At 34.5% G+C, this 23,475-nt stretch carries 21 protein-coding genes; 18 read left to right on the forward strand and 3 right to left on the reverse strand.

Features of this window, described 5'->3' with window-relative positions:
• Nucleotides 1–16 precede the first annotated feature (16 nt).
• Nucleotides 17–1,951, forward strand: a complete 1,935-nt coding sequence (gene thrS, locus G314FT_RS07385) for a threonine--tRNA ligase (RefSeq protein ID WP_257700051.1) — start codon at nucleotides 17–19, stop codon at nucleotides 1,949–1,951.
• 39 nt (nucleotides 1,952–1,990) lie between these two features.
• Here the strand turns inward: thrS and G314FT_RS07390 are convergent, their stop codons facing one another.
• Nucleotides 1,991–3,124: a trans-sulfuration enzyme family protein gene (locus G314FT_RS07390; protein ID WP_257700055.1), complete on the reverse strand. Its 1,134-nt coding sequence runs from the start codon at nucleotides 3,122–3,124 to the stop codon at nucleotides 1,991–1,993.
• 655 nt (nucleotides 3,125–3,779) lie between these two features.
• Here G314FT_RS07390 and G314FT_RS07395 point away from each other — a divergent pair.
• The 17 genes from G314FT_RS07395 to G314FT_RS07475 all read left to right on the forward strand — a co-directional run bounded on the left by G314FT_RS07395 (nucleotide 3,780) and on the right by G314FT_RS07475 (nucleotide 20,482).
• Complete coding sequence (locus G314FT_RS07395; protein ID WP_257700057.1) at nucleotides 3,780–5,198, forward strand: cation:dicarboxylate symporter family transporter; 1,419 nt, start codon at nucleotides 3,780–3,782, stop codon at nucleotides 5,196–5,198.
• 115 nt (nucleotides 5,199–5,313) lie between these two features.
• Nucleotides 5,314–6,219 carry an RluA family pseudouridine synthase gene (locus G314FT_RS07400; protein ID WP_257700060.1) on the forward strand — a complete coding sequence of 302 codons (906 nt, stop codon included), beginning with the start codon at nucleotides 5,314–5,316 and terminating at the stop codon, nucleotides 6,217–6,219.
• Nucleotides 6,220–6,417: 198 nt separating this feature from the next.
• Nucleotides 6,418–6,957 (forward strand): bifunctional pyr operon transcriptional regulator/uracil phosphoribosyltransferase PyrR, encoded by a 540-nt coding sequence (gene pyrR, locus G314FT_RS07405; protein WP_125955771.1) that lies wholly within the window; start codon nucleotides 6,418–6,420, stop codon nucleotides 6,955–6,957.
• 136 nt (nucleotides 6,958–7,093) lie between these two features.
• The gene (locus tag G314FT_RS07410) at nucleotides 7,094–8,386 is read left to right on the forward strand and encodes a solute carrier family 23 protein (protein ID WP_257700062.1); all 1,293 of its coding nucleotides are present in this window, start codon (nucleotides 7,094–7,096) and stop codon (nucleotides 8,384–8,386) included.
• A 15-nt stretch (nucleotides 8,387–8,401) separates the two neighbouring features.
• Nucleotides 8,402–9,328, forward strand: coding sequence for an aspartate carbamoyltransferase catalytic subunit (locus tag G314FT_RS07415; protein ID WP_257700063.1), 927 nt, complete (start codon nucleotides 8,402–8,404; stop codon nucleotides 9,326–9,328).
• 10 nt (nucleotides 9,329–9,338) lie between these two features.
• The gene (locus tag G314FT_RS07420) at nucleotides 9,339–10,622 is read left to right on the forward strand and encodes a dihydroorotase (RefSeq protein WP_257700065.1); all 1,284 of its coding nucleotides are present in this window, start codon (nucleotides 9,339–9,341) and stop codon (nucleotides 10,620–10,622) included.
• Nucleotides 10,623–10,627: 5 nt separating this feature from the next.
• Nucleotides 10,628–11,710: a carbamoyl phosphate synthase small subunit gene (locus tag G314FT_RS07425; RefSeq protein WP_257700068.1), complete on the forward strand. Its 1,083-nt coding sequence runs from the start codon at nucleotides 10,628–10,630 to the stop codon at nucleotides 11,708–11,710.
• Nucleotides 11,703–14,882, forward strand: coding sequence for a carbamoyl-phosphate synthase large subunit (gene carB / locus G314FT_RS07430; protein WP_257700072.1), 3,180 nt, complete (start codon nucleotides 11,703–11,705; stop codon nucleotides 14,880–14,882). The genes G314FT_RS07425 and carB overlap by 8 nt, the downstream gene beginning before the upstream one ends.
• 15 nt (nucleotides 14,883–14,897) lie before the next feature.
• Nucleotides 14,898–15,677, forward strand: coding sequence for a dihydroorotate dehydrogenase electron transfer subunit (locus tag G314FT_RS07435; RefSeq protein WP_257700074.1), 780 nt, complete (start codon nucleotides 14,898–14,900; stop codon nucleotides 15,675–15,677).
• Nucleotides 15,674–16,594 carry a dihydroorotate dehydrogenase gene (locus tag G314FT_RS07440; RefSeq protein ID WP_257700083.1) on the forward strand — a complete coding sequence of 307 codons (921 nt, stop codon included), beginning with the start codon at nucleotides 15,674–15,676 and terminating at the stop codon, nucleotides 16,592–16,594. Before G314FT_RS07435 ends, G314FT_RS07440 begins: the two co-directional genes overlap by 4 nt.
• Nucleotides 16,591–17,313, forward strand: a complete 723-nt coding sequence (gene pyrF / locus G314FT_RS07445) for an orotidine-5'-phosphate decarboxylase (protein ID WP_257700085.1) — start codon at nucleotides 16,591–16,593, stop codon at nucleotides 17,311–17,313. Before G314FT_RS07440 ends, pyrF begins: the two co-directional genes overlap by 4 nt.
• Nucleotides 17,313–17,933, forward strand: a complete 621-nt coding sequence (pyrE, locus tag G314FT_RS07450; RefSeq protein ID WP_423837500.1) for an orotate phosphoribosyltransferase — start codon at nucleotides 17,313–17,315, stop codon at nucleotides 17,931–17,933. The genes pyrF and pyrE overlap by 1 nt, the downstream gene beginning before the upstream one ends.
• A 374-nt stretch (nucleotides 17,934–18,307) precedes the next feature.
• A complete protein-coding gene (locus tag G314FT_RS07455) occupies nucleotides 18,308–18,688 on the forward strand; it encodes a hypothetical protein (RefSeq protein ID WP_257700088.1) in 381 nt (126 codons plus the stop codon).
• Between the two features lies 1 nt (nucleotide 18,689).
• Nucleotides 18,690–18,866 (forward strand): hypothetical protein, encoded by a 177-nt coding sequence (locus tag G314FT_RS07460; RefSeq protein WP_257700090.1) that lies wholly within the window; start codon nucleotides 18,690–18,692, stop codon nucleotides 18,864–18,866.
• A 151-nt stretch (nucleotides 18,867–19,017) separates the two neighbouring features.
• Nucleotides 19,018–19,425, forward strand: a complete 408-nt coding sequence (locus G314FT_RS07465) for a phosphate-starvation-inducible PsiE family protein (RefSeq protein ID WP_257700092.1) — start codon at nucleotides 19,018–19,020, stop codon at nucleotides 19,423–19,425.
• Nucleotides 19,426–19,449: 24 nt separating this feature from the next.
• Nucleotides 19,450–20,076, forward strand: a complete 627-nt coding sequence (locus G314FT_RS07470; RefSeq protein WP_257700093.1) for an HD domain-containing protein — start codon at nucleotides 19,450–19,452, stop codon at nucleotides 20,074–20,076.
• A gap of 118 nt (nucleotides 20,077–20,194) precedes the next feature.
• Nucleotides 20,195–20,482, forward strand: a complete 288-nt coding sequence (locus tag G314FT_RS07475; protein WP_257700094.1) for a helix-turn-helix domain containing protein — start codon at nucleotides 20,195–20,197, stop codon at nucleotides 20,480–20,482.
• Nucleotides 20,483–20,513: 31 nt separating this feature from the next.
• On the opposite strand, the gene G314FT_RS07480 is transcribed toward G314FT_RS07475, so the two are convergent.
• Together G314FT_RS07480 and G314FT_RS07485 are read right to left on the reverse strand one after the other, a co-directional pair.
• Nucleotides 20,514–21,716: a sialidase family protein gene (locus tag G314FT_RS07480; RefSeq protein ID WP_257700096.1), complete on the reverse strand. Its 1,203-nt coding sequence runs from the start codon at nucleotides 21,714–21,716 to the stop codon at nucleotides 20,514–20,516.
• 7 nt (nucleotides 21,717–21,723) lie between these two features.
• On the reverse strand, nucleotides 21,724–23,424 hold the full coding sequence (locus G314FT_RS07485) for an NFACT family protein (protein ID WP_257700098.1): 1,701 nt from the start codon (nucleotides 23,422–23,424) through the stop codon (nucleotides 21,724–21,726).
• Between the last annotated feature and the right edge of the window lie 51 nt (nucleotides 23,425–23,475).

Raw genomic sequence — 23,475 nt, forward strand, 5'->3', positions numbered from 1 at the left:
AAAAGGAGACGATAGTATGATTAAGATTACTTTTCCAGATGGCGCTGTCAAAGAATTTGAGAGTGGCTCATCAACATTAGATATTGCAAAAAGCATAAGCAATTCTTTAGCAAAAAAAGCCTTAGCAGGTAAATTAAATGGCGAGTTGATTGATTTAGACCGACCAATCGAAGTGGATGGGTCAATTGAAATCGTGACACCAGACCATGAAGATGCGTTAGGAATTTTACGTCACTCAACAGCTCACTTAATGGCAAACGCGATGAAACGCTTGTATCCAAACATCCACTTTGGTGTAGGTCCAGCGATTGAAAATGGGTTTTACTATGACACTGATAATGGTGAAAATGTTATCTCTGAAGAAAACTTAGAAGCGATTGAAAAAGAGATGATGGCGATTGTAAAAGAAAATAACCCAATCGTTCGCAAAGAAATTTCTCGTGCCGATGCTTTAGAGTTGTTTAAAGAAGATCCATATAAAGTGGAATTAATTACTGACTTACCAGAAGACGAAGTGATTACTGTTTATGAGCAAGGTGACTTTGTTGACTTATGTCGTGGGGTGCATGTGCCATCTACAGGACGTATTCAAGTCTTCAAATTATTATCTGTTGCTGGAGCGTACTGGAGAGGAAACTCTGATAACCATATGATGCAACGTGTTTACGGAACTGCATTTTTCGATAAAAAAGCATTAAAAGAATACATCAAAATGCGTGAAGAAGCGAAAGAACGTGACCATAGAAAACTTGGTAAAGAATTAGACTTATTTATGTTAAGTCCTGAAGTTGGTTCTGGTTTACCATTCTGGTTACCAAAAGGTGCGACAATTCGTCGTACAATCGAACGCTATATCACTGATAAAGAAATTAGCTTAGGGTACCAACATGTTTACACACCAATTATGGCAAATGTTGAATTTTACAAAACTTCTGGTCACTGGGATCATTACCATGAAGACATGTTCCCACCAATGGACATGGGAGATGGCGAAATGTTAGTATTACGTCCAATGAACTGCCCACATCATATGATGGTTTATAAAAATGATGTTCATAGTTACCGTGAATTACCAATTCGTATTGCTGAACTTGGTATGATGCACCGTTATGAAAAATCAGGTGCGTTATCAGGATTACAACGTGTGCGTGAAATGACATTAAATGATGGGCATACATTTGTTCGTCCAGATCAAATCAAAGATGAATTCAAACGTACATTAGAATTAATGGTTGCCGTTTATGAAGATTTCAATATTACAGATTATCGTTTCCGTTTAAGTTACAGAGACCCAGAAAATACCGAAAAATACTTTGATGATGATGACATGTGGGAAAAAGCTCAAACAATGCTGAAAGAAGCCATTGATGAATTAGGCTTAGAATACTTTGAAGCAGAAGGTGAAGCAGCATTCTACGGACCTAAACTTGACGTGCAAGTAAAAACTGCCTTAGGTATGGAAGAAACATTGTCAACTATCCAGTTAGACTTCTTATTACCAGAACGTTTTGACTTAACTTATGTTGGGCAAGATGGCGAAAATACTCACCGTCCAGTTGTCATCCATCGTGGTATCGTATCGACAATGGAACGTTTTGTGGCTTACTTAACTGAAGTGTATAAAGGAGCCTTCCCAACTTGGTTAGCACCAGTTCAAGGAACAATCATTCCAGTTAACTTAGACTTACATAGTGATTATGCTTTTGAGATCAAAGAGCAATTAAATAGTTTAGGATTACGTTTTGAAGTGGACGATCGTAACGAAAAAATGGGTTACAAGATTCGTGAATCACAAACTCAAAAAATTCCATATCAAATCGTTGTGGGAGATAAAGAGTTAGATAACGGTGAAGTCAATGTCCGTAAATACGGAAGCAAAGAAACTGAAACAGTGAAATTACCATTATTTGTTGAATCAGTGGTTGCTGAAGTGAAAAACTACAGTAAATAATACAAAAAAGACCAAGTCAATTGTGGCTTGGTCTTTTGCTTATTTCAGTGCATTTTCTAAATCACTAATTAAATCATTACAGTCTTCAATACCACATGACAGACGAATTAAGGTAGAAGTCACTCCCATTTTGATGCGTTCTTCTTCAGGCATACAGGCATGTGACATGGTCCAAGGATAAGATAAAATCGACTCAACACCGCCAAGACTGACAGCCACAATAGGGATTTGACATTTATTGAAGAAGTCTGCCACTTTGTCCTCACAACTTAACTCAAAACTTAAAACAGCGCCACCAGATTGTGTTTGTGCTTGATGAATGTCTGCTTGAGGATGAGATGTTAGTCCAGGGTAATAAACAGATTTTATTTCATCGTGATTTGATAAAAAGTCTGCGATTTTAGCAGCATTTTTAACAGATTGTTTCATGCGAAGTCCCATTGTTTTGACCCCTCTAAGTAGTAACCATGCGTCCTCTACCCCTAAAATACTCCCTAATGCTTTTTGGTGTTTTTTTAGAGTTAAATACAGATCTTCATCATTTGTCGCAATGAGTCCGGCTAAAATATCACTGTGACCATTAATAAATTTTGTGGCACTGTGAATGACAATATCTACCCCAAAATCGAGTGGTTGTTGATGAATAGGTGTCATAAATGTGTTGTCACAAGCAGTTAAAATACCATGTTTTTTTGCCAAATGACAAACAGCTTTTAAGTCTGTAATCGTTAATAAAGGATTTGATGGCGTTTCTAAATAAAATAACTTAGTATTTGGTCGGATGGCATTTTCCCATGCCGAAACATCGGATTCATCAACGAAAGTATGTTCAACTCCAAAACGTGTGAGAAATTCCGTCACAATATGATAAGTACCTCCATAAATGTTTTTTCCAAGAATAAGATGATCTCCTTGAGATAACATAAATAAAACAGAATTGATGGCTGCCATACCAGAAGAAAAAGCTAAACCATATGACGCATTTTCAAGTGAGGCGATGCATTCTTCAACAGCGGTGATGGTTGGATTACCGAACCGAGTGTAGTTATATCCAGTATGATGGAAGACATCATCTTGATGGAACGTGGATGTTTGATATTTTGGAATGGATGCAGCCCCAGTTTCTTTGTCGATAACGGAATAACCGTGTAGTAATTTTGTATTGATGTTCATAAAATCCCCTCCAATTTTATATAAGTTAATTTTATTCTGTTAATACCTTGAACGTAACACTTGCATGTATGCGCTGTCAATTAAATTTTAAGTAAAATTTCGTATTAAAAAACGTTCATATGAATAACATTTCAAATAAATCATTATTTTTGAGAGTAAATTTTTTTAAATGATAGATATTTTGTGTATAATGACAACTATAAATTAGGAATGGAGGTTAAATGATGTGCATATTACTTGAACCTATTGCTCTTTATTATATATCGTGAAATTAAAAGTTGAGTTTTTACATCAGATTAAATTCTGATAAATGCTTAAGCTGAATAAATGAGTTCAGATATGATTGAAGGATAAATAGCGTAAGTAATGTAAGTAATGGCAAATAGTTAGTGAGTTTAGAAGATATAGGAAGTAGGGTTTTATGTAATCGTACAAATGACATGTTTTTTGTAAAATTTAGAGTATTTTAATGGTTTTATTGATATCATAACAAACATGTGTAAAATCTGCTTTTTAAAGTAGTATATTCTCAAAAACGGTTTTGTTAGAAGTTGAAATTATTCTTATTAAATAATTTTTCTGAAAATGTTTTGAAACAAATTAGTTTAAAAAATGATTCTATCAGTGTAGACTGGTAAAAAAGGAGATGATATTCATGATAGATGTTCCATTTTTCTCACAATTTCTTAAAGTGAGTAATTTTTACACGTTGATTGCTATTGTATTGTTAGGTGCGGCAATGGTGTGCTTAAAAATGCTTAAAGACAAAAAAGTAAGTTTTTCTAAACGCATGATTATCGCTTTGATCATTGGTCTAGTACTAGGGATTGGTATTGATATTATCAGTAACAAAAGTGGTATTTACATTGATCATGCTAGAGGAGAAATATCTGCATGGTTTGGACTTATTGGGACAGGATTTTTAAAACTAGTTCAGTTACTTGCTATTCCAGTCGTCTTTTTATCTATTATTAAAGTTGTTGTGGATGTACAAGGTGATCGTATTCGAAGTTTAACAGGTCGTACATTCATTACATTATTAAGCACAACAGCTATTTCTGCGATTGTTGGTATTTTAGTTGTTAAGCTATTTAATTTAAATGCGACTAGTTTTGCAGGAGACTTAACGGAACAAAAGACAGAATTTATAAATAATATTGCCTCACAAAGTTTCCCTGAATTCTTTTTAAATTTAATTCCTAATAATATTATTAGCGTAATGGGAGACAATGGGAGTATCGTATCGGTTGTTATTATTGCAGCGATGTTTGCCAGTGCAATTCGTTTCTTAAAGGTTAAAAAACCAACTGAAGTAGCTCCTTTTGTGACATTTCTAGACTCATTACGTACTACAGTTAATTCTGTTTTGACAAACGTTATTAAATTAATGCCATATGGTGTGGTTGCTCTTGTAAGTAACACTATTATTTCAAATGGTATCCAATCTGTTGTTAGTATGCTAGGATTTATAGCAGCACTTTATACAGGGGTTATCATTATGTTATTGGTATATGTTGTTATTTTAAGTTTTATGGGTGTCAATCCAGTTATGTTCTACAAGAAAGCTTTTAATACATTGTTATTTGCTTTTTCTTCTCGTTCAAGTGTAGGAACATTACCTTATACTCTGCAAACACTTGAAAAAGACATGGGTGTATCAGGTGAAACATCAAACTTTGTTGCAACACTTGGTACAACAATTGGTATGAATGGATGTGCCGGTGTATTTCCGGCAATGCTTGGAACATTAGTTGCCGCAGCAGCGGGAGCTACTATGGACTTTTCATTCTTTGTATTGGTAGTTGTTGTAGTAACAGTTGGTTCAATCGGTATTGCCGGTGTACCAGGAACAGCAACCGTTGCAGCGACCGTTACATTAAATGGATTAGGATATGGCTCAGCTATATCAAGTATTGGAGCAGTTTTTGGAATTGATCCAATTGTTGATATGGGACGTACTATGTTAAATGTTTGTGGCAGTATGGTATCTTCTATTGTGGTAGACAAATGGGAAGGAACGTTTGATAAAGATCAGTTCAATACACCATCAAATCATACGCAAATTAATGAATAATAAAAAGAGACGTTTATCGTCTCTTTTTTGTTTATCTAAAAACATCATTGTATTAGTGAATAGCAACCAGTTTTATGATAAACTAAGTGAGCAAGTTAAATGAAGGAGATAATCAATGACACAATTACATTATGTAGTAGAAGATAAAAAAGGAAGAATTGATAAAGTGCTAGCAGAGGTTTTTTCAGATTATTCACGCTCTCAAATTCAGAGTTGGTTAAAAGAAGAAGCAGTGAATGTTAATGGAGAGATTGTTAAAGCAAATTATAAAGTGAAACAAAATGATTGTATCGATATTGAAATACCAGAAGCAAAAGAATTAACCTTAGAACCACAAGATATCCCATTAGAAATTGTTTATGAAGATGATGATGTGATTGTTGTAAACAAACCTCAAGGAATGGTAGTCCATCCATCTATGGGACATCCTGATGGGACGCTTGTTAATGCATTGTTATTTCACGCAGGATCACTTTCAAGTATTAATGACGTGATCCGTCCAGGGATTGTTCACCGAATTGACAAGGATACATCTGGACTATTGATGGTGGCAAAAAATGATGTGGCACATATTGCGCTTCAGGATGAGTTAAAAGAACGTAAAACACTAAGAAAATATGTGGCATTAGTTCATGAGGTAATTCCACATGAAAAAGGAAAAATTGAAGCACCAATAGGTAGAAGTAAAGACAACCGTCAAAAACAAGCGATCGTAGCAGATGGTAAAGAAGCAGTGACTCATTTTACCGTATTAGAACGATTTTTGGATTATACGTTAATTGAATGTGTCCTTGAAACTGGAAGAACACATCAAATTCGTGTGCATATGGATTATATCGGTTATCCAATTGTTGGCGATCCATTATATGGTCCTAAGAAAACAATTAAGGGAAATGGGCAATTTTTACATGCCAAAACCCTTGCTTTCACTCATCCGACAACAGGTGAATTGATGACCTTTGATTCTGAGTTACCAGAAATATTTAAAAAAACATTGAAGGAAATCGAAAATAATGATTGATATTTACTGATTCGTGGGTTATACTCAGTACAACAAAACAGAACAGTCCTTTAAGAGTAGTCCAGAGAGGCTAAGAAGGCTCGTGAATATTTGTAGAATTGGGATACGTGTATCCTTATATCACTATGACTAAACACAAACCTCTTAACTCTCATGGTTAAGAGGTTTTTTTGTGGGAAAATTTAGGAGGGAATTTTAATGACTGAAAAGGTAGTAGTGGATGATATGACGATGAAACGAGCATTGACACGTATTACTTATGAAATTATTGAACGACATAAAGGCATTGACGATATCGTGTTGATTGGGATCAAAACACGCGGCATTTATCTAGCTAATCGTATTGCAGAACGTTTAAAACAATTAGAAGGAAAAGATATTCCAGTAGGTGAATTAGATATTACTCTTTATAGAGATGATAACCATGTGAATGAACATGATACACCTGAAGTTCACGCTTCAAATATTCCCTTTTCAATAGAAGATAAAGAAGTCATCTTAGTAGATGATGTGATTTTTACAGGAAGAACCATCCGTGCGGCACTAGATGCTATTATGGATATTGGTCGACCAGAAAAGATTTCACTAGCTGTGTTAGTTGATAGAGGACACAGAGAATTACCAATTCGTGCTGATTATGTTGGCAAAAATATTCCAACATCTAAAAAAGAACAAATTATTGTATCAGTTGAAGAATATGATGGTAAAGATGAAATTAAAATTCGACAAATTAATTAAATAAGCTTTTTAATCGAGTACAGAGAGACTAGGAAAAGCAGAGACGGTTGGTGAAAAAAGTCAAGCACCAATACGTTTTCGTGCGCCTCGTTTCAAAAGTGAAACGAGGATTTTTTATTATAAAGGAGACTGTCAAATGAAAGAAAACTATAGAAACCCAGATGTTGTATTGGATATTCACGATAAACCAAAAGGAATTAAGTGGTTAGGATTAAGTTTACAACATTTGTTTACGATGTTTGGTGCTACAGTGTTAGTTCCGATTTTAGTCGGCATTAATCCAGGAATTGCTTTATTTAGTTCAGGACTTGGAACGATTGTGTATCTCATCATAACAAAAGGAAAAATACCAGCTTACTTAGGAAGTAGTTTTGCGTTTATTGCTGCGATGCAAATGTTAATGAAAGATGATGGGTATCCGGCAGTTGCCTTGGGAGCTATCACAACGGGGATTGTCTACTTAATTGTTTCAGCGATTGTGAAACGAGCAGGATCAGCTTGGTTAGATAAGTTACTTCCATCGATTGTGGTTGGACCAGTTGTCATGGTAATCGGACTTGGGTTAGCTGGAAATGCAGCAAGTCAAGCGATGTATGCAGTTGGAGCAAATGGCGAACAAGTGTACAGTGTGAAATACATTGCAGTTGCCTTGATTACGATGTCACTAACGATTTTCTTTAATATGTATCTTAAAGGGTTTATGGGACTTATCCCAATATTACTAGGAATTGTGTGTGGTTACTTTATCGCATTAGCAGTTGGAATTGTCGATGTTGAGCCAATTAGACAAGCAGCATGGTTTGCTTTACCTGACTTTCAAGCACCATTTGTGACTTACACACCAAAATTTTATTTAACCGCGATTGTGACCATGGCACCTATCGCGTTTGTGACGATGACAGAACACATTGGTCATTTAATGGTGTTAAATAAATTAACAAAACGAGATTTCTTTAAAGAACCAGGATTAGATAAGACATTAAAAGGTGATGGATTAGCACAAATTGTTGCTGGTTTAGTTGGTGGTCCTCCTGTCACAAGTTATGGTGAAAATATTGGGGTTCTTGCGATTACTCGCGTACATAGCGTGTTTGTTATCGGTGGAGCAGCGGCTTTGGCTATGGGATTAAGTTTTGTCGGAAAATTAACCGCGATTATTCAAAGTATTCCTAACCCAGTTATTGCGGGAATTAGTTTTATCCTATTCGGAGTGATTGCATCAAGTGGATTGAAAATTTTAATCGATAACAAAATTGATTTTAACTTAAAACGAAACCTACTAATTGCCTCAGTTATCTTAGTAGTAGGAATCGGCGGATTAACATTCCAAGTTGGAGCGGTTGCTGTATCTGGTATGGCTCTTGCCACATTATTTGGAATCATTTTGAACTTGATTTTACCTGAAAAAGCAAAAAGCGAATTAGAATAAAAAGGAGAGGCTCAAATGATTATTACATCAGAACGAATTAGTTTAAAACATTTATTAACTGCTGAGTCATTAAGTGATCAAGAAGTGATGGGGTTAATTAAGCGAGCGCAGCAGTTCAAACGAGGAGATAAACCTCAATTGACAAATGACCAATATTTTGTTGCAAATCTTTTCTTTGAAAATAGCACAAGAACACATAAAAGTTTTGAAGTAGCAGAGAAAAAGATGGGAATTGATGTAATTGAGTTTGATGCTAAAACAAGTTCTGTTTCAAAAGGGGAGTCATTATATGACACTGTCTTGACCATGTCAGCGATTGGGGTACATGCCTGTGTGATTCGTCACTGGGAAGAAGATTATTATAATGAATTGATTCAAAGTAAAACCATTACAGCATCCATCATTAATGGAGGAGACGGTAGTGGTAATCATCCAACACAGTGTTTACTTGACTTATTGACTATATATGAAGAGTTCGGACATTTTGACAATTTAAATATTGCGATATGTGGCGATTTAACGCATTCACGTGTGGCAAATTCAAATATGAAAATGTTAAAACGACTTGGAGCAAATCTGTTTTTCTGTGGACCAGAAGAATGGTACAACAAAAAATATGAAGCATATGGAACTTACATGCCGATAGATGATGTTTTAGATAAAGTAGATGTAATGATGATGTTACGCGTTCAACACGAACGTCATGAAAGTGGTGAAAGTTTCTCAAAAGAAGACTACCATCAACAACATGGGTTAACTAATGAACGGGCAAAACAAATGAAAGAAAAAGCCATCATCATGCATCCAGCACCAGTTAATCGTGATGTTGAGTTAGCCGATGAGTTAGTTGAAAGTTATCAATCACGCATCACGCAACAGATGACCAATGGTGTATTTATTAGAATGGCAATATTAGAAGCCATTTTACAAGGAAAATCTTAGGAGGATGAACATGAAAACATTAATTAAAAATGGACAAATGGTTACAAGAAGAAATCAGTTAATCCCAGTAGATATTTGGATTGAAGAAGGGAAAATCAAAGGGATTGGTCAGTTTACTGAAACAGCAGAAAGTTTTGAACAAGTTGTTGATGCGAAAAACGGATTGATAACACCAGGATTAGTTGATGTTCATGTGCATTTTAGAGAACCAGGATTTGAATACAAAGAAACGATTGAAACAGGAAGTCGTTCAGCTGCAAAAGGTGGTTTCACCACTGTATGTGCTATGCCAAACGTTAATCCTGTACCTGATACACCAGAAAAATTAACAGATATGTATCAACGTATTGAAAAAGATAGTGTAGTAAATATCTTACAATATGCGCCGATTACGAAGAAATTAAACAGTGAAGAATTAGTTGATTTTGTCGGTCTAAAAGAAGCTGGCGCATTTGCCTTTACAAATGATGGCGTCGGAGTTCAAACAGCCGGTGTGATGTATGAAGCAATGAAAGAAGCAGCAGCACTTGATATGGCGATTGTGGCCCACACTGAAGACGAGAGTTTATTATTTGGTGGCGTGATGCACTTAGGTGAAAAATCAAAAGAGTTAGGGTTACCAGGAATTATGAGTGCAACAGAATCATCACAGATTGCAAGAGATGTGTTATTAGCAAAAGAAACGGGTGTTCACTATCATGTCTGTCATGTGTCAACAAAAGAAAGTGTTGAAGTCATCAGACAAGCAAAAAAACATGGTGTTCATGTGACGTGTGAAGTGTGTCCCCATCATTTAATTATGACAGATGAGGATATCACGCATGATCATGGTTACTTCAAAATGAATCCGCCACTAAGAGCAACTGATGATCAACAAGCATTAATTGACGGATTACTGGATGGAACGATTGATTGTATTGCAACAGACCATGCCCCACATAGCCACGAAGAAAAAAATCAAAGTATGATTGATTCGCCGTTTGGTATTGTGGGAAGTGAAACAGCTTTTTCTTTAATGTACACACACTTTGTTAAAACAAATCGTTTTACATTAGAGCAAGTGGTGTACTGGATGACAGAAGCACCATCAAAAATATTTGGGTTAGAGACTGGTTCTTTAAATATTGGATTTGATGCAGACATTGCCATTTTTGATTTAGAGAATGAAGTCACAATACCTGAAGAATTTTTATCAAAATCAAATAATACGCCATTTAGCGGAGAAAAAGTTATAGGGGATACTTTATACACCTTTGTAAAAGGAAAAATGGTTTGGAACAAAGAGGAGGCGTAATTAAAATGAAGCGATTGTTAATCTTAGAAGATGGAACATGTTATGAAGGAGAAGGATTTGGCGCACCAAGTTCGGCTACAGGCGAATTAGTATTTACCACAGGAATGAGTGGTTATCAAGAGATGATGACAGACCCTAGTTTTAAAGGGCAAATTTTATTATTTACTTACCCAACAATAGGAAATTACGGAATTAACCGAGATGACTTTGAGTCAATGTCGCCAGCTTGTTCTGCCGTTGTGGTGAGAGATGTTGCCAGAGTAGCATCAAATTGGCGTTCTCAAGCGACATTAGATGAATTTTTAAAACGTAAAGGTGTTCCTGGTATTAGTGGGATTGACACACGCGCTTTAACGAAAAAAATTCGAGAAAAAGGTGCGATGAAAGCGAGTATCATCGATGTTGTGTCAGACTTGAATCATGCTTATGATCAGTTAAGAGCAACGGTTTTACCATCTACTCAAGTTCAATCCGTTTCAACAACTAAGCCGTATAGTATCCCTGGTACAGGAGCAAATGTTGTCATGATTGATTTTGGAATGAAACAAAGTATCCTACGTGAATTAATTAAACGTGATTGTCATATTACGGTCGTTCCTTATGATACAACAGCTGATGAGATTTTATCCTATCAACCAGATGGTGTCATGTTATCAAATGGTCCTGGTAATCCGAAAGATTTACCATTAGCATTAAAAACGATTTTAAAACTTCAAGGTATTGTCCCAATCTTTGGTATCTGTTTAGGTCACCAACTACTAAGTTTAGCCAATGGTGCTGATACGTATAAAATGCGGTTTGGTCACCGAGGAGGCAATCATGCAGTTCGCGAAATTGCGTCTGACTCTGTTTACTTTACCTCACAAAATCATGGTTATGCTGTCTCACTTGATAGTTTAGATACAACAGAATTAATGCTAACACATGTTGATATTAATGATGGATCAGTAGAGGGAGTGAAACACAAAAATCATCCGGCTTTTTCAGTGCAATTTCATCCGGATGCCGCACCTGGACCACATGACGCGGTCTCAATTTTTGATGAGTTTATTGAATTAATGGAAAACTGGGGGAATCAACATGCCTAAAAGAGATGATATTAAAAAAATACTAGTGATTGGATCTGGACCAATCGTGATTGGACAAGCTGCTGAATTTGACTATGCCGGAACACAAGCGTGTCTTGCATTAAAAGAAGAAGGCTATGAAGTTGTTTTAATCAACTCTAACCCAGCTACCATTATGACAGACAAAGACATTGCTGATAAAGTTTATATCGAGCCTATCACGTTAGAATTTGTCACAAAAATTTTACGTAAAGAACGTCCAGATGCCATCCTTCCAACACTTGGTGGGCAAACTGGATTAAATATGGCCATTTTGTTAAATGATAAAGGAATCTTAGAAGAATTAGGAATTGAATTATTAGGAACAAAAATCAGTGCTATCGATCAAGCAGAAGATAGAGATTTATTTAAACAATTAATGGAAGAACTAAATGAACCAATTCCTGAAAGTGTCATTGTTCATACAGTAGAAGAAGCAGTTGAATTTGGTAAAAAAATCGGTTATCCCTTAATTGTACGCCCAGCTTTCACACTTGGTGGAACAGGTGGTGGTATGTGTGACGATGAAGAAGAATTAATAGCTATCACAAAAAATGGTATTAGCTTGTCCCCTGTTAACCAATGTTTAATTGAAAAAAGTATCGCCGGTTATAAAGAAATCGAATTCGAAGTAATGAGAGATAAAAAGAATCAAGCGATTGTTGTGTGTCACATGGAAAACTTCGACCCAGTGGGAATCCATACTGGGGACTCCATCGTGTTTGCCCCTTGCCAAACACTCTCAGACGTTGAAATTCAGTTATTAAGAGATGCCTCACTCAAAATCATTAAAGCTTTAGAAATTGAGGGTGGCTGTAATGTCCAGTTAGCTCTAAATACTGATAGCTATGAATACTATGTCATTGAGGTAAATCCTCGAGTAAGTCGCTCGTCAGCATTAGCAAGTAAAGCAACAGGATTCCCGATTGCAAAAATTGCAGCAAAAATAGCGGTTGGTTTAACACTTGATGAAATGAAAAATCCAGTGACACAAACAACTTATGCAATGTTTGAACCAGCTCTTGACTATGTGGTATCCAAAATTCCTCGTTGGGCATTTGATAAATTTGAACATGGTGATAGAATTTTAAGCACTCAAATGAAAGCTACTGGTGAAGTCATGGCATTAGGTCGTACGATTGAAGAGTCATTACTTAAAGCGGTGAGATCATTAGAGATTGGGTTACATCATATTGACTCAGAAGAATCAAAAGATTTATCAGATGATGAGTTAATCAAACAAATGGTTGAAGCAAAAGATGATCGACTATTCAGAGTGGCAGAAGGTATTAGACGAGGCATGACAATACAAGATATTGCTCAATTTACTAAAATTGATATCTTCTTCCTAGATAAAATCAAACGAATTATTGAACTTGAAGAAGCGTTGGCTACAAATCCACAAGACATTAGTGTGTTAACAGAAGCAAAACGATATGGTATTACAGATAAAGTGATTGCTAAATTATGGCACATGACAGATGATGACGTTCTACAATTAAGAAAAACACATAACATTATCCCAGTTTACAAAATGGTTGATACGTGCGCTGGAGAATTTGCTTCAGAAACACCATATTTCTATAGTACATATGAAGAAGAAAACGAGAGTGTCAAAACCGATAAAGAATCTGTGATTGTCTTGGGTTCAGGGCCAATCCGTATCGGTCAAGGGGTAGAGTTTGACTACGCAACAGTTCATTCTGTCAAAGCAATACAAGAAGAAGGGTATGAAGCGATTATTATTAATAGTAATCCAGAGACTGTTTCAACAGACTTCTCGATTTCAGATAAATTATACTTTGAACCTTTGACGTTAGAAGATGTTTTAAATGTTGTGGAGCTAGAACAGCCTAAAGGAGTAATCGTTCAATTTGGTGGTCAAACAGCGATTAACCTTGCTGAAGGATTGACTAAACATGGTATTCCAATTATTGGAACAACTTTAGAAGACTTAGATAGAGCAGAAAATCGTGATAAGTTTGAACAGGCTTTACAAGAACTGGGTATTCCTCAACCAGAAGGATCAACTGCCACTAATGAAGCAGATGCGATAAAAATTGCTGAAAGAATTGGTTACCCGGTTTTAGTAAGACCAAGTTATGTTTTAGGTGGACGTGCAATGGAGATTGTGTGGAGTACGAAAGATTTGAAACGTTACATGGTTGAAGCTGTAAAAGCATCCCCAGAACATCCGATTTTAATTGATCGATATGTTGTTGGAACAGAATGTGAAGTTGATGCAATCTGTGACGGAGAAGATGTCTTAATACCTGGTATTATGGAACATATTGAGCGTGCTGGAGTCCATTCAGGAGATTCGATGGCAGTGTATCCTCCACAAACGATTAGTCAAACAGTGATTGATAAAATTGTCGACTACACACAAAAATTAGCAAAAGGGTTAAACTGTAAAGGGATTATGAATATCCAGTTTATCGCTCAAGGAGAAGACGTGTTTGTTATTGAAGTAAACCCTCGTGCCAGTCGAACTGTGCCATTCTTAAGTAAAGTGACTGATATTCCAATGGCAAAACTCGCAACTCAATTAATTCTAGGACATACATTAAAAGAATTTGGTTATGAACCAGGATTATATAAAGAGAGTCCGATGGTTCACATTAAAGCCCCAGTGTTCTCATTTGCAAAATTACATGAAGTTGACACCCAATTAGGACCAGAAATGAAATCTACTGGTGAAGTCATGGGGACAGATCATACGATGGAAAAAGCTCTTTATAAAGCATTTGAAGCAAGTGGCATGCACTTACCAGATTATGGAAATGTTCTATTTACTATATCAGACGATTTTAAAGAAGAAGCATTAAGTCTGGCTAAACGTTTTTCAGACATTGGATATGGTATTATCGCAACAGAAGGTACAAGTAAGTATTTAACAGATCAAGGACTAATTGTTGAAACCGTAGCAAAAATTGCCGATACAAGTCAATTTAATGTGATTGATAGCATTCGCTCAAATAAAGTGAGTTTAGTTATAAATACAACAGGAAACAACGTAAAAGAAACATCAGATGGTTTTAGAATTAGACGTTCAGCGGTAGAAAATGGTGTGCCTCTTATGACATCACTCGACACAGCAGAAGCCATTCTTAAAGTATTGGAAGCAAGAAGTTTTACTGCACTATCACTATAATAAAGGAGACTGGATATGAAACAAGAGATGATGGAGATTGTCAATCAAGTTGAATTAGCACCACGTATATTTGAAATGACGTTAAAGGGAGAGTTAACTCAAGAGATGGTAACGCCAGGTCAATTTATTCATATTCGTGTTCCAAGAGAGGACTTACTTCTTAGACGACCAATCAGTTTGGCAGAAATCAATCATGACAATCAAACTTGTAAAATTATTTACCGTGTTGAAGGTGATGGGACAAGAGCATTTAGTCACTGTCAAGTAGGAGATAAACTTGATTGTTTAGGACCTTTAGGGAATGGTTTTGATATTAGTATGATTGAAGAAGAAGATGTGGTTTATGTAATAGGTGGAGGAATCGGTGTTCCTCCTCTTTATGAGTTAGGACGCAGGTTAAAAGAAAAAAGGGCAAATATTTATTTTTTAAATGGGTTTGCTTCAAAAGACGTGATGTATTATGAAAAAGAATTTAGTGAGCTAGGCTCATTATTCATTGCAACAGATGATGGCTCATATGGGACACATGGTCATGTTGGGATGTTGATAGATGACGTAAGCAAAAAAACAACTAAACCAAAAGCCATTTATGCATGTGGTGCTCCAGGACTACTAAGAGCTGTTGAATCGACGTTTAGTGACCATCCTCATGTTTACCTTTCAATGGAAGAGAGAATGGCTTGTGGTGTAGGAGCATGCTATGCATGTGTTTGCCAATCTAAAAAGGATCCTAACGTAAATAAAAAAGTATGCGATGAGGGGCCAATTTTTAAAGCAGGAGAGGTGATGATATGAGTCGATTAAGTGTGAGTATCCCAGGATTAGAATTAAAAAATCCGATTATGCCAGCTAGTGGATGTTTTGGATTTGGTGATGAGTATGCTAAATACTTTGATTTAAGTAAACTAGGCGCCATTATGGTTAAAGCAACTACTGCAGAGATGCGTTACGGGAACCCCACACCACGTGTTGCTGAAACACCAAGTGGTATGTTAAATGCCATTGGGTTACAAAATCCGGGATTAGAAACCGTCATGGCTAAACAGTTACCTTCTCTTGAAAAATACGATGTTCCAATCATTGCCAATGTTGCAGGTTCTACTGTTGATGATTATAAACGCGTTTGCGAAAAAATCGGAGCCGCTCCAAACGTTAAAGCAATTGAGTTGAATATATCTTGTCCCAATGTCAAAGAAGGTGGGATTGCTTTTGGAACAAGTGCTGAAGTGGCAGCAGAGTTAACTGCAGCAGCAAAATCAGTGGCAAACGTACCTGTTTATATCAAACTTTCTCCTAATGTAACGAGCATTGTGCCAATTGCTAAAGCAGTGGAAGAAGCAGGAGCAGATGGTATCACGATGATTAATACACTTCTTGGAATGAGAATTGATTTAAAGACTAGAAAACCAGTTTTAGCTAACGGAACAGGTGGTTTATCAGGACCAGGAATTAAACCTGTAGCTATTCGAATGATTCATGAAGTGTCACACGCAGTAGAAATTCCGATTATTGGAATGGGCGGCGTGTCTACTGTTGATGATGTCATTGAAATGTATTTAGCAGGAGCAAGTGCTGTCGCAGTAGGAACAATGAATTTTACTGATCCATATATTTGCCCTAAATTAATTGATGAATTACCTAATAGAATGGATGAATTAGGGATTGAATCAATTGAAAAACTAATCAAAGAAGTGAAAGAAGGTAGAAAATGAGAGAAGAAAGACCAGTTATTGCACTTGATTTACCAAGTAAAGAAGCAATTGAAGCATTTTTAGCCCATTTTCCTTCTGAGGAATCACTTTACGTTAAAGTAGGAATGGAAATTTTTTATCAAGAAGGGCCAAGTATTGTATCATGGTTGATTAGTGAAGGACATGATGTGTTTCTTGATTTAAAACTTCATGATATTCCTAATACAGTTTATTCTGCCATGAAGGGTATTGCCAAATTGGGAGTGTCGTTAACCAATGTTCATGCAGCTGGTGGTAAAGAGATGATGGAGATGGCCTACAAAGGATTACAAGAGGGGACACCTAAAGGTCAGTCTGTTCCTAAATTGATTGCTGTCACCCAATTAACGTCAACAAGTGATGAACAAGTCAAACAAGAACAACTCATTTCAGTTGGATTAAATGAAAGTGTTAGACACTATGCTGTATTGACTCAAGCATCAGGACTTGACGGAGTAGTTTGCTCCGCTCATGAAGCCAAAGACATTAAACAACATACAAGCGATGATTTTGTTTGTCTTACACCTGGTATTCGTTTAGCAAGTAATGATGTGGGTGATCAAAAACGTGTCATGACACCAAGTAAAGCAAGAGAAAACGGCTCAACTTTTATTGTTGTTGGAAGACCAATTACGAAAGCAGAAAATCCTTATACAGCTTATTTAAACATAAAAAACGAATGGAACGGAGAGAATCACTAATGAAACAAATTGCAAAAGAGTTATTATCTATTAAAGCAGTATCTTTAAGTCCAAATGAGCCATTTACATGGGCAAGTGGAATTAAAAGTCCAATTTATTGTGATAATCGTTTAACGATGAGTTATCCAGATGTTCGAAAACAAGTAGCAAAAGGATTAGCTAATTTAATTAAAGAAAACTTTCCTACGGTAGAAGTGATTGCAGGAACAGCTACTGCTGGTATTCCACATGCTGCATGGGTAGCAGAGGAACTTGGTTTACCAATGGTTTATATTCGTGGAAAATCAAAAGATCATGGAAAGAAAAATCAAATCGAAGGACGAATTGATCAAAGTTCTAAAATGGTTATTATTGAAGATCTGATTTCAACAGGTGGCAGTGTGATTGATGCAGCCCAAGCTGCTAAACGTGAAGGGGCAGACGTTTTAGGTGTTGCTGCCATTTTTACGTATCAATTACCAAGTGGTTTTGAAAACTTTAAAGAGGCAGATATTCCTTTTGATACATTAACTAATTACGATGAATTGATTGAAGTGGCGATCGAAAATGACTATATTTCACAAGATGATCGTTTATTATTACAAGAGTGGAAAAAAGATCCTTCTGCTTGGTTAAATTAATAAATCATGAGAGATTTAATTGTTATTAAAAATCGAAGATGAAAAATAGAATATAGAATTAATGAGATACTTACTAAGTTACCTTTTTATAGGTAGATAAAGTGGTATCTTATTTTTTGTTTAAATTGTGTATTGAAATCTACTAGCTTCTTTTAATATTGATGGTCTATGGATAGTTTTTAGTATATTGATAATATTTATATTTGCGAAGAGTTACTATATTGTGTATGATGAAATAATTAATAAAGTGATATTATAAGGGTTTTATGACATTATGACAAGGAAATGGTAAAATATAAATTAACAAGTGTTAGTCAGAATTTGTAATTTTTTTAAATATGTTTCATAAATCATATATTTAGGAGATGGTAGAGATGAATAGTAAAGAAGTAATTTTAGAGTCTGAGCAGAAGATAGATAGCTTTAAAAAAAGTAATGAATTAGCAATAAAAAAGAATATTAATCAAGAAATTAAAAAGGTTCAAGATTCAATTTCGGAAGAAATGTGGGATAACGAGTTAGCTAATCAAATAGAAGCAGAGGTCAATGTTAAATTAACGGAGTTAAACCAAAGTATAGATGTGAATCCAACAGCTTTATATTATTCTCTTAAAGCTGAAACAGCACTTAATCCAGAAGTAAGCGAAAAAGAACTTACTTTAGAAGCTTTTAAATTTTTGGAGAATAAAACTCATAATAAATTTTTAAAAAAATTATTAAAAGAAAAAATCAATAAATTAGAAAAGGATAAGTAAAATGGAGATAATAAAAAGGACTGGCGTTAAAATTGGTAAAATGATTATAAGTATTATTTCTTCTCAAATAGTAAAATATACATCAAGTGAAGAGTTTAAAAAAAGAGTGAGTGAAATGTTGGATGAAACAGTAGGTATGATCGTAAAAGCGGTAATGAAAGAATTAAAGACAAAATAAATAGGTCAAAAAGAATGAATTATACAATTTTTGATAGTATAATCCAGAGATTAACCTGCGAACATATCGTAGGTTTTTTGTAACGTTTTATGGTTGCATTATTAAACACTTTATTATTTAATAAAGGTATTAATTCAATTTAGGAGGAGTTATGGAAGAAAAATTAATGCGTTTATTAAGCTTGACAATGAATGTCTTTCTATCCATTTTAGCCATGTTAATTGTTATTTATATGGGATTTGATTTGGTAAATATTTTTAAACTAATCTTTATTCATGGTGATGTAGGAGCGATTGATTCGATTGCTGATTATATTTTAGGTTTCTTTATGTTATTTGAATTTATTATCATGACACTGCAATATGTTGATGATGCCCATAATATTCCTATTAAATACTTAGTATTAATTAGTATCACGGCTATTTTACGCCAATTATTAGTTGTACACAATAATGGTGGTCAAACATTACTTTTAACAATTGCTATACTAATATTGACATTAACATTGTATTTATTAGAGTTAATTAAAGCAAAAGAAAAAATTAGAAAAAATAAATAAGTTTAAAGAGGATGGTGTTTTTTTATGGGATTAAATGATTTTATTTTGGGATTAAATAACTTAGAAACGATTGTTCGTGCACCAGGGTCGTTTAAATTCACACCACATACAGTTGCAGCACATTCCTATCGTGTTTCATCTATTGCCCAAGTATTAGGTGATATTGAAGAGCATCATGGTGTAAAAATTAATTGGAAAAGTCTTTATGAGAAGGCATTAAATCATGATTATACAGAGCGATTTATTGGAGATATCAAAACGCCGGTTAAATATGCTAACAAAGAATTACGAGGAATGCTGCAAACAGTAGAAGAAAAAATGACAGAAGAATTTATTTCCCAAGAAATACCAAAAGAATTTCAAGAAATTTATCGAAGACGTTTATTTGAAGGAAAAGATGATACGGTAGAAGGTGAAATTTTATCCATTGCAGATAAAGTCGATTTATTGTATGAATCTTTTGAAGAAATTGTTAAAAATAATCCTGAAACAGTGTATAGAGAAATGTTTTTAGAAGCAATTCAAACAATTCAGAAGTATAAACATCGTCCATCAGTTATTTATTTCTTTGAGGAAATTTTTCCTGAATTATTAGATAAGTCATTTTATGGAAAAGATGATTTTATTGAACAAGTTAATCAATACTTATAGAAAATAGGGAAAAACGCTAATTATCATTAGGATAATTGGCGTTTTTTTATTATAATAAAATTAAGTTTAAACTATTATCGCAAATAAGATATAAACAAAAAAAGGAGGATTTCCCACCATGACAACCAATACCTTTGTATATCCACACCCTATCAATACATTCATAATTAAGCATTTAAATTATACCGTACAGGAATTTTGTGAACAGTTTCAATACCCACAATCAACTGTCGCGACTTGGGTGAGTAGAGAGCGCCGCATTGAATCTTTACCAGTATCTTTTATCTATTCATTATCTTTAGCAACTAGCAAATCGATGGATTGGGTATATGGAGAGTTACTAAAATTACAAGATGAGTATGATGATCATAAAGAACGATTTAAACGAACAAAAAAACATATATAAAAACGAGTAGTTTTCTACTCGTTTTTATAATCTATTTTATTTTTCCTTCATAATCAGAAAGGTTTAATCCTTTTAAATGATTAATATCTGTTCCGGTTGAAATACCAACACCTCGTGTTTCGTCATATCCGATTCCACTATAGAAAATATGATATTGGCTTCCTTCTTTTAGCATTGTACTTCTATATAAGCCTTTGCCATCGAATCCTACACGTTTTCCTGAAGGGAATATAATAGGTTTTAAGGTATCCCATTTTTTATTATCTGATGATTTAGAGTAGTATAGGTTCATAACATGACGATCGGATAATTTATAGTCACCATTTGATTTAAATCCAACCACAATCATTTCATAACCTAAATCAGTTTTTTGTACATCTAAATGCCAATGATGCATATTATCTTCTTCATAAGGAACAATTACTTCAACAGGTTTACTCCACTTTTTACCATCTACACTATTTCTAGTCCAAATCTTATATCCGTGAGCGACATACCACACTTTATATCCATTTTCATCTTTAATAAATACAGGTGATATCCAGTCTTCACCAGGTTTTGTTCCATTGAATACAATTTCTTTTGGTGTCCATGTTTTTCCATCTGTTGAGGTTCGTTTATAAATAATTGATTTTTTATTAATGTCATCAACATAGCGCCAAAAAACTTCTAGACGATTATCTTCCTTGTTATAAATGATATGAGTATCAGAATCATATTGCATGGGTGTATTATTCTCATTGAATTTTTCACTTTTGGGTTCGTCCAAAGGATTGGCTTCATTTGGAATCCAAGAAACTAAATCATTTGATTTAAATACATGCGGGTTTTCATAAATTGCTTTCCCTTTTGGATAGGGAGTGACAGCCATCCAGTATTTATAGCCGCCCAAAGGTTCGTCAAGAGCGACAACAGAAGGGTGCGTAGCATCTATACTTCCATAAACAGAAGGCAAAGTTAATCGTTCTGTCGCATTTGCTTCAGTTTTAATTTTTTGTCCATTGTATGTAACGACATTACTGTGATTGATCGTTCCTTTTTTTAATTGAACATATTGTTTTGCTGGACTATAAACCAATACACCTCCACCTATGACTAAAATAATCATTAAAATATTTAATTTTTTATTTTTTAATTCTTTTTTGAAGAGATAGCGGTAAATGAAATAAGATATAGCAAATACAGCTAAACCTATTCCAACAACACCTAATAGAACCGTTCTAAAGCGTAACATAAATTAATTAACACTCCTTTATTTTTTTAATTTCATTAATTTCTGGGGTAACGAATAATGTTTTTTGATTTTCATAAATGACAAATCCAGGTTTAGCACCATTTGGTTTTCTCACATGTTTCACGGCAACATAATCTACAGGAACGGAAGCCGAAAGACGATATTTAGAATAGTAAGCTGCAAGCAATGCAGCTTCTAGTAACGTCTGATCACTTGGATTATTATTTTTTATAATGACATGAGAGCCAGGAATATCCTTAGTGTGTAGCCAAATATCATTTTTATTGGCAGTTTTCAGTGTTAACTGATCATTTTGAATATTATTTTTCCCAACATAAATTATATCGCCATCACTTGATATAAATTGCAATGGTTTAGAAGGGTTATTTTTTTGTTTTTTCTTATCTTTTGTTTTATTTTTAATGTATTTTTCAGCAATCAATTCATCTCTGATTAGTTGTACATCACTAGGTGACGCAATATCTAATTGTGCTAAAACTGACTCTAAGTAGAGTAATTCATATTTTGTAATATTTAGCTGTTCTTTTACCACAGCCACACCATTTTTAAGTTTTTGATAACGTTGGAAGTACTTTTGTGCATTTTGGTTTGGTGTAAGAGCCTCATTTAAACTAATCGTGATTGGTTCATCATTATCATAATAATTTGGCAATTTAACACTTGTTGCACCACGTTTTACTTCATGTAAAAATGTTGTGAGAAGTTCTCCTTTGATACGGTAAATCTCCGCATTATCAGCATCAACAAGTTGTTTCTCTAAAAGTTTCGTTTTCTTTTTCAATTTGTTAATATCATTTGTCACTTTTTTAATCAGCTCACCAGCTTGTTGTTTTACACGATCTTTTTCAGCCTTACCTTCATAAAAAGCATCCAGCATGTCACTAAGTGTGTCAAAATGTGAAAGTTCTTCATCAAAAGTTTGATAGGGGATAGGGGCAAAACGTTCTTTTTGATTCACTAAACCAATTGTTGGATTTAAATGATTAGTCATTTCATGAAAAAAGTTTGTCCAAGTTGTCACTTTATCAGTATCACTTTTTATTAAGCGATAAACTAGCTCATTTGCAGTATCTTTAGAGAATCCTTCAAACTGTTGTTGAATGGCTTGTGGTGTAATATCTGTCATACTATTTAACTCTTTGAACAACTCTTCTTTATTTACTGTCCAAGGATTTTGTGTGTTTTTTAGTGGGGGAGTAATGTAGTCAGCTCCTGGTAAAAGTAAACGATAACTATTTTGACTCATTCCGACATGTTTGATTGTATCAATAATTTTTTGTGTGTCTTTATTTAATAAGATAATGTTACTATGTCTACCCATTAATTCTACAATTAAAACAATACTCTCCAAATCACCTAAATCATTACGGCTTTCAAAAGAAAAGGAGATAATTCGATCATTATTTGTTTGTTTAATTTCTTGTAAAATACTGCCTTCTAAATACTTTCGTAGTGTCATACAAAAGTTAGGTGGGGTAGAAGGGTTCTTATATTTAATATTTGTTAGTTGAATACGCGCATAATTTGGATTCGCTGATAATAAAAGTGTGTGATTTTTTGAGTTATTTCTAAAAACCAACATCAATTCATTATCATAGGGTTGATGAACTTTTGATAGTCTTCCATTGGTTAATGTATCTGATAATTCGTTTACCATTAAATGAGTAAATATACCGTCAAATGACATGGTAAAACCTCCTTTTAAAAAATAAATAAAAGAAGGAGAAACAACAATTAA

Source organism: Vagococcus luciliae, from assembly GCF_024637875.1.
In the GTDB taxonomy this organism is placed as follows: domain Bacteria; phylum Bacillota; class Bacilli; order Lactobacillales; family Vagococcaceae; genus Vagococcus; species Vagococcus luciliae.

What these genes read in the sequence shown, in the direction of transcription:
- G314FT_RS07435 (WP_257700074.1), top strand. Translation starts at nt 14,898, where the DNA reads ATGAAACAAGAGATGATGGAGATTGTCAATCAAGTTGAATTAGCACCA.
- G314FT_RS07420 (WP_257700065.1), top strand. Translation starts at nt 9,339, where the DNA reads ATGAAAACATTAATTAAAAATGGACAAATGGTTACAAGAAGAAATCAG.
- G314FT_RS07390 (WP_257700055.1), bottom strand. Translation starts at nt 3,124, where the DNA reads ATGAACATCAATACAAAATTACTACACGGTTATTCCGTTATCGACAAA.
- pyrF (WP_257700085.1), top strand. Translation starts at nt 16,591, where the DNA reads ATGAGAGAAGAAAGACCAGTTATTGCACTTGATTTACCAAGTAAAGAA.
- thrS (WP_257700051.1), top strand. Translation starts at nt 17, where the DNA reads ATGATTAAGATTACTTTTCCAGATGGCGCTGTCAAAGAATTTGAGAGT.
- G314FT_RS07465 (WP_257700092.1), top strand. Translation starts at nt 19,018, where the DNA reads ATGGAAGAAAAATTAATGCGTTTATTAAGCTTGACAATGAATGTCTTT.
- G314FT_RS07455 (WP_257700088.1), top strand. Translation starts at nt 18,308, where the DNA reads ATGAATAGTAAAGAAGTAATTTTAGAGTCTGAGCAGAAGATAGATAGC.
- G314FT_RS07425 (WP_257700068.1), top strand. Translation starts at nt 10,628, where the DNA reads ATGAAGCGATTGTTAATCTTAGAAGATGGAACATGTTATGAAGGAGAA.
- G314FT_RS07470 (WP_257700093.1), top strand. Translation starts at nt 19,450, where the DNA reads ATGGGATTAAATGATTTTATTTTGGGATTAAATAACTTAGAAACGATT.
- G314FT_RS07485 (WP_257700098.1), bottom strand. Translation starts at nt 23,424, where the DNA reads ATGTCATTTGACGGTATATTTACTCATTTAATGGTAAACGAATTATCA.
- G314FT_RS07480 (WP_257700096.1), bottom strand. Translation starts at nt 21,716, where the DNA reads ATGTTACGCTTTAGAACGGTTCTATTAGGTGTTGTTGGAATAGGTTTA.
- pyrR (WP_125955771.1), top strand. Translation starts at nt 6,418, where the DNA reads ATGACTGAAAAGGTAGTAGTGGATGATATGACGATGAAACGAGCATTG.
- G314FT_RS07400 (WP_257700060.1), top strand. Translation starts at nt 5,314, where the DNA reads ATGACACAATTACATTATGTAGTAGAAGATAAAAAAGGAAGAATTGAT.
- G314FT_RS07395 (WP_257700057.1), top strand. Translation starts at nt 3,780, where the DNA reads ATGATAGATGTTCCATTTTTCTCACAATTTCTTAAAGTGAGTAATTTT.
- G314FT_RS07440 (WP_257700083.1), top strand. Translation starts at nt 15,674, where the DNA reads ATGAGTCGATTAAGTGTGAGTATCCCAGGATTAGAATTAAAAAATCCG.
- G314FT_RS07460 (WP_257700090.1), top strand. Translation starts at nt 18,690, where the DNA reads ATGGAGATAATAAAAAGGACTGGCGTTAAAATTGGTAAAATGATTATA.
- G314FT_RS07410 (WP_257700062.1), top strand. Translation starts at nt 7,094, where the DNA reads ATGAAAGAAAACTATAGAAACCCAGATGTTGTATTGGATATTCACGAT.
- carB (WP_257700072.1), top strand. Translation starts at nt 11,703, where the DNA reads ATGCCTAAAAGAGATGATATTAAAAAAATACTAGTGATTGGATCTGGA.
- G314FT_RS07415 (WP_257700063.1), top strand. Translation starts at nt 8,402, where the DNA reads ATGATTATTACATCAGAACGAATTAGTTTAAAACATTTATTAACTGCT.
- pyrE (WP_423837500.1), top strand. Translation starts at nt 17,313, where the DNA reads ATGAAACAAATTGCAAAAGAGTTATTATCTATTAAAGCAGTATCTTTA.
- G314FT_RS07475 (WP_257700094.1), top strand. Translation starts at nt 20,195, where the DNA reads ATGACAACCAATACCTTTGTATATCCACACCCTATCAATACATTCATA.